The sequence below is a fragment of the Crocosphaera sp. Alani8 genome (assembly GCF_038442745.1).
Taxonomy (GTDB): domain Bacteria; phylum Cyanobacteriota; class Cyanobacteriia; order Cyanobacteriales; family Microcystaceae; genus Crocosphaera.
In genome coordinates, this window is sequence record NZ_JARVCN010000499.1 from 45,713 (window position 1) to 53,514 (window position 7,802).

Genomic DNA, 7,802 nt, shown 5'->3' on the forward strand with positions numbered 1-7,802 from the left:
GCGCATCGCAGTTAATCTCATCCCAACTGAACTATTAGGTATTATCTTTTTTTCGTAAAGTTTTGTAAACTAGAGTTTAGCTCATAGACATTCATAGAAAACTCATGACTACCCTTACCCGCGTAGAACGCACCCTTGCAATAGGCCACATTTTATCTATGGCCTTTGGTTTAGCCGGATTATTGTTAGTGTTACCCAATCCTGATTTTATTGCTAGTTTACCGCCTATTGGCAAAACTGCCTTTGCTTGGTCTATGGCTGGCGGTGGCGTAATGTATATGTTATTGGGAATGTCGGCAGTTGCCGTGTATGCCTATCGTACCCTTGGGACTTGGCATTTCTTAGGCTTTATGTTGCCAGCCCTAGGTATTTCCCTCACCAGCGAATTACTCGGAACCAGTACAGGATTTCCCTTTGGTGAATATCGATATTTAACGGGGCTAGGGTACAAAATTGCCGGTTTAGTTCCTTTCACAATCCCCTTATCTTGGTTTTATTTAGGATTTAGTGCTTATTTAATCGCTAGAGCAGGATTAAATAATAAAATTTCTCAAAATTGGTTGAAGCTATTGGCTTCCATTATCCTCGGTGCTATTTTCTTGACTGCTTGGGATTTTGTTTTAGATCCAGCCATGAGTCAAACTACCATGCCCTTCTGGATCTGGGAACAACCTGGAGCATTTTTTGGTATGCCCTACCAAAACTTTGCCGGTTGGTTCGGTACTGGTGCAGTGTTTATGAGCGTTGCTACTTTAATTTGGAAAGTCAAACCCTTTAATTTCCCTCAAAGCAACCTAGGACTACCCCTAGCCATATATGTTAGCAATTTTGCCTTTGCCATGATCATGAGTTTAGCAGCCGGCATCTACATCCCTGTTTTGTTGGGGTTGATCGTCGGTTTACTTCCTGTTGTGGTACTGTACCGTATTGCGGATAAGCAAACAGACACTATCCCAGAAAATTTGGTAAAGGTGTCATTCAATAACGGATAATTGACAATAGATTATGGATCATGGAGTCTTCTATTTTGTTGAATGATACGGTTATCGGCGTTATTTCCTTGCTTGTATTACTGTTCCAGGGAACAGCAACCTTAATTTTATTGTCCCGTTTGCTCAAAGGAGCTATACGTCGTCCACCCCTAAAACCCCAACCAGCCAATCCTGAAATGCTGGGCAAAGTAAGTGTGGTGGTTCCTACTCTCAACGAAGTAGAACGTATTTCACCCTGTTTAGAGGGGTTAGGACAACAAACTTATGAAGTGCGAGAAATTATCGTTGTCGATAGTCATTCTCAAGATGGCACCCAAGAACTAGTAAAAAACGCAGGAGTGAAAGATCCTCGTTTTCGTCTGATCACCGATGATCCTTTGCCTTCAGGATGGGTTGGCCGCCCTTGGGCATTACATAATGGATTTTTGTACAGTTCTCCCCGTAGCGAATGGGTATTAGGCATCGATGCCGATACCCAACCCCAACGGGGGTTAGTGGCTAGTTTAGTCAAAGCTGCGGAGGAAGAGGGTTACGATCTTGTCTCCTTATCCCCTCAGTTTATCCTCAAAGATGCAGGGGAATGGTGGTTACAACCGGCTTTATTGATGACATTATTGTATCGTTTTGATTCGGCCGGGGTGAGAAACCAAAAACCAGAAAGGGTAATGGCCAATGGTCAATGTTTTCTTTCTCGTCGTTCTGTTTTAGCCGCATTAGACGGTTATACCTGCGCTGCGGGTTCTTTCTGCGATGACGTTACTTTAGCCCGTGAGGCAGCTAAACAGGGATTTAAGGTGGGTTTTTTGGACGGGAAAAACCTGATCCGGGTGAGGATGTACGAAGGGATTAAAGAAACCTGGAAAGAATGGGGGCGATCGCTGGATCTCAAAGATGCAGCTTCCACTCCTCAAGTTTGGGGTGATGTAGCTTTATTATCATTAACTCAAGGGTTACCTTTATTTTTGTTAGTTATTTTCCTTAGTTTTTGGTTGGTGGGTTATCATTTCCTCAGTTTAGAATTAGCGATCGCATTAAATCTTCTCTTAGTTATTATTCGTTTTTCCTTACTGTTTGCTGTCTTTCCTTCCTATTACAAAGATAAGTCTTTATCTGTTAAATCATTATTATTTTGGTTATCGCCTTTAGCCGATCCCTTCGCTGTATTGAGAATCTTTTTATCCTCTTTACAAACCCCCAAACAATGGCGAGGTAGAAGTTATGGTAATGAGTGACAATATAAATCTCCCGATCTTCAGCCAGGAAAGCTTCATAAAACAGCGATCTCCACAATGAGACAGCAATTTTAAATTATTCAAAAAAAGTCAAGTCAAGTTACCGAAAACAATTCTTTTTAATCCTTAATCCTTGCTCCAGTAAGTTAAGTCGCGCCCCAGCAAAGCACTAAGCCTTTCTATTTCTGCGGCAAATTCTTGTTGCAAACTCTGGCGTAGTTTTGGATCTAAAGGTGGACGAGATGCTTTCTGGATATTGGAACGTCTTATAGACTTTTTGAACTTCTTAAGTAGATTCCGACGCACAGAACGAGGAAAAGGGAGAAAATACTTGCCAATTTCCAGAACATTTGTAGGTGGCTTGATAGTAAGCTGTTGCAAAAAGGCGTTACGCACTTGTCTGTTAGTATTTCTGGGAGTTAAGTTAGGGACAAAATCAGGTTCAACATCAAGGAATTCAAGAGTCTCCCTATATGCCTTCGCTGTATCAACTTGGAAATCATCAAAAATGATTACATGTATCCGATTCCGACCGAAAGTATCAAAGTATCTTTTGACTTGATCTGTGAATTTAACTACTTCCCGATACAATAGTTCTTCTAGGCGAAAACACTTTTCTGGGATTCTTTTACCTTGCTTTCTATCCTCTTCTGCTTCCAGGGCAAGTTTAAAGTCTAAGATATCTTCATTAGAACCGTTGGCTAGGTGCATACTGTGTAAGGAATACATTAGAGACACAGGTTCCCTGAGCATGATGATGATTTTAGCTTCTGGGTTGAACTTATATATTTCTGAGGCGGCTTCCTTAGAAAAGAGATACCAAACACTACCTTCGCCACATAATTTTCCTTTTCCACCCTCAAAAAAACTCAAGTATTCTTCAAGGGTATTCGCTCTTTTTTTTCCAGTTGAATCTGTGCAGAAATAATACAATTCTTTAATAGAAGGAATAAAAATATCTGGATGTTGTTCTAAGTATTTACATAGGGAAGTAGTACCACACTTAGGGGCTCCGACAATAAAAAAACTCGGTTTATTCATGATTTTTCAGCTATTAACACTATAAGTAAACTCATCATATCAAATCTGGTTAATTAGCTAGAACCTGAGTTTGGTATAAGAAAAGTAAGTAGTAGTAAGCTGAAAATAACTAAATGATTTAGCTTCCCTGCGAGAAGCCCCGCGCTGTACCCACTGGATCAGCGTCGGGAGGAGTGTCACTAAATCCTGCCTATGTTGAGTATAGATGCTTTGTTTTGCCACTTAGATGATTTTTGCCAAATATCTGAACCCCAATAGCACAAACAGTTAATTTCTCATGCTCCTCAAACTGGTCAACCAGCGAAAAGTTTATCTTTGAGTGAAATTATGAAGAGTGTGGAATGCACTCCCGCTTTTCACCTGGATTTTAACCTCCTTTTGGCCGGAAATCGCCGCACACCTAACTCAGGTTTCTAGATATCCTCACCTTAATTACCTAAACTTCCACACCTTACCTCCATTCCTTAAGAAAAACTTTCCCATTCTTTGACCTAGACCCTTAGCACTCATAACATAAGAGTGCTAAATTAACATAAGTGGGAAAAAAGCAACCCTGGTCTGAATCATTGCCAGAAGTCCCATTAGAAGGCGTTATAGGAGTAACTAGACAAAGATGGCAAAAATTGTCTCATTTAGTGATGAATCGAGACGCGCATTAGAACAAGGGGTTAACTCCCTAGCTGATGCCGTAAAAATTACCCTCGGTCCCAAAGGCCGTAACGTATTATTGGAGAAAAAATTTGGCGCACCCCAAATTGTTAACGACGGGATCACCGTTGCCAAAGAAATTGAACTAGAAGATCCCCTAGAAAATACAGGGGCAAGATTAATCCAAGAAATTGCCTCGAAAACCAAAGAAGTTGCCGGCGACGGAACAACCACCGCTACAGTTATTGGTCAAGCTTTGATCAAAGAAGGGTTGAAAAACGTTATCGCAGGGGCTAACCCTGTAGCCCTACGTCGTGGTATGGAAAAAACCATGGCTTATTTGGTCAAAGAAATCGAAAATATTGCTAAACCCGTAGAAGGGGAAGCCATCGCCCAAGTAGCTAGTGTTTCTGCTGGTAACGATCAAGAAGTAGGCGACATGATCGCTTTGGCTATGGATAAAGTCACCAAAGATGGGGTGATCACCGTAGAAGAATCCAAGTCTCTGAGTACAGAGTTGGATGTAGTGGAAGGGATGCAGATCGATCGCGGCTATCTCTCCCCCTATTTCATCACCGATCAAGAACGGCAGCAAGTGGAATTTGAAGATGCTTTAATCTTGATCACCGATAAAAAAATTAGTGCGATCGCCGATTTAGTTCCCATTTTAGAAAATGTTGCTCGGGCGGGTAAACCCCTATTAATCATCGCTGAAGACATAGAAGGGGAAGCTTTAGCCACCCTAGTTGTCAACAAGGCCAGAGGGGTATTAAACGTGGCTGCTATCAAAGCCCCTTCTTTTGGGCAAAGACGTAAAGCAGTCTTACAAGATATTGCCATTCTGACAGGTGGTAGCGTTATCTCCGAAGAAGTAGGCTTAAGTCTAGATACCGTGGACTTGGATATGTTGGGACAAGCCACCAAAATTAACATTGATAAGGATAACACCACTATCGTTGCCAGTACCGATGAAAGAATCAAAGCTGCGGTACAAAAACGCACTGATCAACTTCGTAAAGAACTGGCCGCCACAGACTCTAGTTTTGACACCGAACAACTACAAAAACGTATCGCTAAGTTAGCCGGTGGGGTTGCTGTGATTAAAGTGGGTGCTGCCACAGAAACCGAGTTAAAGGATCGTAAACTACGCATCGAGGATGCCCTCAATGCTACTAAAGCAGCGGTAGACGAAGGGATCGTTCCTGGGGGTGGTACTACCTTAATTTACTTAGCTTCTAAAGTAGCCGAATACAAAAATAGCCTCACTAATGCTGAGGAAAAAGTAGCTGCTGATTTAGTAGGGAAGGCTTTAGAAGCACCCTTGCGTCAATTGGCTAATAACGCTGGTTTAGAGGGTTCTGTCATTGTCGAACGAGTCAGAGAAACGGACTTTAACATCGGCTACAATGCCCTAACCGGCGAGTTTGAAGACATGATAGCAGGTGGTATTATTGACCCGGCTAAGGTGGTTCGTTCTGCTTTACAAAATGCGGCTTCTATTGCTGGTATGGTCTTAACCACAGAAGCTTTAGTGGTAGAAAAACCTGAACCAGAACCCCCTGCAGCCCCCGATATGGGCGGCATGGGCGGCATGGGTGGCATGGGCGGCATGGGTGGCATGGGCGGCATGGGCGGCATGGGTATGGGCTTCTAAAAGCTTGTATCTCTAGTCTATATACCATGACACTTTACCAGAGACGCTAACTATAGCGTCTCTTTCAATATTCAGATTATTAATCTATTCTTAAAAATTTGTCCAGAGATTTATAGGTTTCTTCTGGGGATTCTTCAGGTAAAAAATGTCCACAGTTTAGTGCTTTTCCTCGAACATTGACAGCTTTTTTTTGCCAACTTTTCACAACATCGTATTTTTTTTCCATAACTCCTTTATTTCCCCATAATATTAATAGGGGACATTCTATTTTTTTTTCTTGATCTTGGCGATCGTGTTCTAAATCAATGGTAGCAGAGGCTCGATAATCTTCGCAGGTTCCGTGAACGGTTCGAGGATCACGAAAACATCTTAAATAGTCCGCCATTGCTTCTGGAGTAAACGCCGATTCAGTTTTACTCCAACTGCGTAAACAATGGGTCAAAAAAAAGTCAGAATTGTTATTAATTAAAGTTTCAGGAAAAGGAAAAGGTTGAATAAGAAAAAACCAGTGATAGTAAGCAGTAGCAAATTCTTGATCGGTTTCGCTGTACATTTGATATGTTGGGGCAATATCTAATAAAGCTAACTTTTTAACTTTATGAGGATAATCCAAGGTTAAACGATGAGCAACCCTTCCGCCGCGATCGTGTCCCACTAGGTAAAATTCTTTGTATCCCAATTGCTCCATAACTTCTATTTGATCTTGTGCCATCACCCGTTTAGAGTAATTATAATGATTGGGCATTCCTGATGGTTTGTCGCTGTCTCCATAACCTCTTAGATCAGGTATAATGACAGCAAAATATTTGGCTAATCTTGGAGCAATTTTATGCCACATCATACGATTTTGAGGATAACCATGTAGCAATAAAATTGGGTATCCTTCTCCTCCTTTAAGTAGATTGATTTTAAGGTCTGATGTTTCTACCGTTAGGTTTTGAAAATCGGTAAACATTGAGATAATATTAGTTGAGGGCTTAGCTGTATATTAGATTAAATCGGTTGCAGAAAGTTTAAACTATTAATATTCTTTACTTTTAGTTGACAATTATGGCGATTGAAATTGAGCGTAAATTCTTAGTAATTAATGATGATTGGCGTTGTTTAGGAACAGGAAAGGTGTATAAACAAGGTTACATCGCAGCAGCAGATAGAATGACAACCATCCGAGTCAGAATTGTTGGCCATGAAGCTTATTTAACGATTAAAAGTAAAAGCGAAGGAATTAGTCGCAATGAATTTGAGTATCCTATCCCTTTAGAAGACGCTCAAATTATGGTGGATACTTTATGCGATCGCCCTTTAATTGAGAAAATTCGTTATAAAGTAAACTATGATAATTTAGTTTGGGAGATTGATGAATTTCAAGGGGAAAATCAAGGACTAATTATGGCAGAGGTAGAATTACAAAATGAAAATCAAATCATCAATATTCCTACCTGGGTTGGCGAAGAAGTTAGCCATGATTCGAGATACTATAATGTTAACTTAACTAAACATCCTTATACAACGTGGTCAACAGTTAATTAAATTTATTAACCGAAAATGTCTAAGAATATTAGGAATTTGGGAAAGATAGAGATAACCTCCCGTAACCTATGGTTAGAACAATGTTAACTCAACTGACAAAACTTGCTCAAGAATGCGAAGGACGCTACGCTAATGATGCAGAATTAGAATTTCTGAAAGACTATCTAGAAGAAATTGATAGTCGTATTGATGCGTACAGTACCATACGAGACAATGAGAAGGAAATTACCGAACAAATAGACGTTCAACTTAAGTCTGAAAACCCGGACGTATTTCATAAATGCGGAAAAGATTTCTCATCTATTTGCGAACGAGATCGAAAACATACGATGCGTTTTTTAGCCACAGCTATGTTATTCAACGAACAAGATAAGTTACGTGGCACCCTTTTGTGGCAAAGCATAATAATGAGAGCTTTCCAAGATGAAAATCCATCTAATTTTACTTATAAAATGATGGGTCAAGTAATGAGTAAACAATTAAAAGATGAGGAAATGAAATTAGTTAAACCAGCTTTACAGCTTGTTCAAACTATGTTAGGTTAGGTTGCCTAAATTTTTCTTTTAACTAATGATAAAACTTTACAACCTGAGTTCGATATAAGAAAATTTCAAGACTGAATTCCTAACTCCGAACTCAGGTTTACAGATATCTGCAAACAAAGCCCACCGCTTTTAAGGGTGGGATTTAGTTTGCCCGTCTTTA

At 40.3% G+C, this 7,802-nt stretch carries 7 protein-coding genes; 5 read left to right on the top strand and 2 right to left on the bottom strand.

All coding sequences use genetic code 11. The features are described 5' to 3' along the window. Nucleotides 1-104: 104 nt before the first annotated feature. Nucleotides 105-992, top strand: a complete 888-nt coding sequence (cruF, locus tag P9B04_RS25060) for a gamma-carotene 1'-hydroxylase CruF (RefSeq protein ID WP_342057677.1) — start codon at nucleotides 105-107, stop codon at nucleotides 990-992. Between the two features lie 20 nt (nucleotides 993-1,012). After that, nucleotides 1,013-2,224 (top strand): 2'-O-glycosyltransferase CruG, encoded by a 1,212-nt coding sequence (cruG, locus tag P9B04_RS25065; RefSeq protein ID WP_342057678.1) that lies wholly within the window; start codon nucleotides 1,013-1,015, stop codon nucleotides 2,222-2,224. Between the two features lie 126 nt (nucleotides 2,225-2,350). On the opposite strand, the gene P9B04_RS25070 is transcribed toward cruG, so the two are convergent. Next, complete coding sequence (locus tag P9B04_RS25070) at nucleotides 2,351-3,265, bottom strand: sulfotransferase family protein (protein WP_342057679.1); 915 nt, start codon at nucleotides 3,263-3,265, stop codon at nucleotides 2,351-2,353. 613 nt (nucleotides 3,266-3,878) lie between these two features. Here P9B04_RS25070 and groL point away from each other — a divergent pair. Beyond that, entirely contained in the window at nucleotides 3,879-5,567 is a 1,689-nt protein-coding gene (groL, locus tag P9B04_RS25075; RefSeq protein ID WP_342057680.1) for a chaperonin GroEL, read from the top strand. A 79-nt stretch (nucleotides 5,568-5,646) separates the two neighbouring features. On the opposite strand, the gene P9B04_RS25080 is transcribed toward groL, so the two are convergent. Then, nucleotides 5,647-6,522 (bottom strand): alpha/beta fold hydrolase, encoded by an 876-nt coding sequence (locus P9B04_RS25080; RefSeq protein ID WP_342057681.1) that lies wholly within the window; start codon nucleotides 6,520-6,522, stop codon nucleotides 5,647-5,649. Between the two features lie 95 nt (nucleotides 6,523-6,617). Here P9B04_RS25080 and P9B04_RS25085 point away from each other — a divergent pair, with 95 nt between their 5' ends. Further along, nucleotides 6,618-7,097 (top strand): CYTH domain-containing protein, encoded by a 480-nt coding sequence (locus P9B04_RS25085; RefSeq protein ID WP_342057682.1) that lies wholly within the window; start codon nucleotides 6,618-6,620, stop codon nucleotides 7,095-7,097. A 68-nt stretch (nucleotides 7,098-7,165) separates the two neighbouring features. Continuing rightward, nucleotides 7,166-7,642: an allophycocyanin gene (locus tag P9B04_RS25090; protein ID WP_342057683.1), complete on the top strand. Its 477-nt coding sequence runs from the start codon at nucleotides 7,166-7,168 to the stop codon at nucleotides 7,640-7,642. Nucleotides 7,643-7,802: the final 160 nt, after the last annotated feature.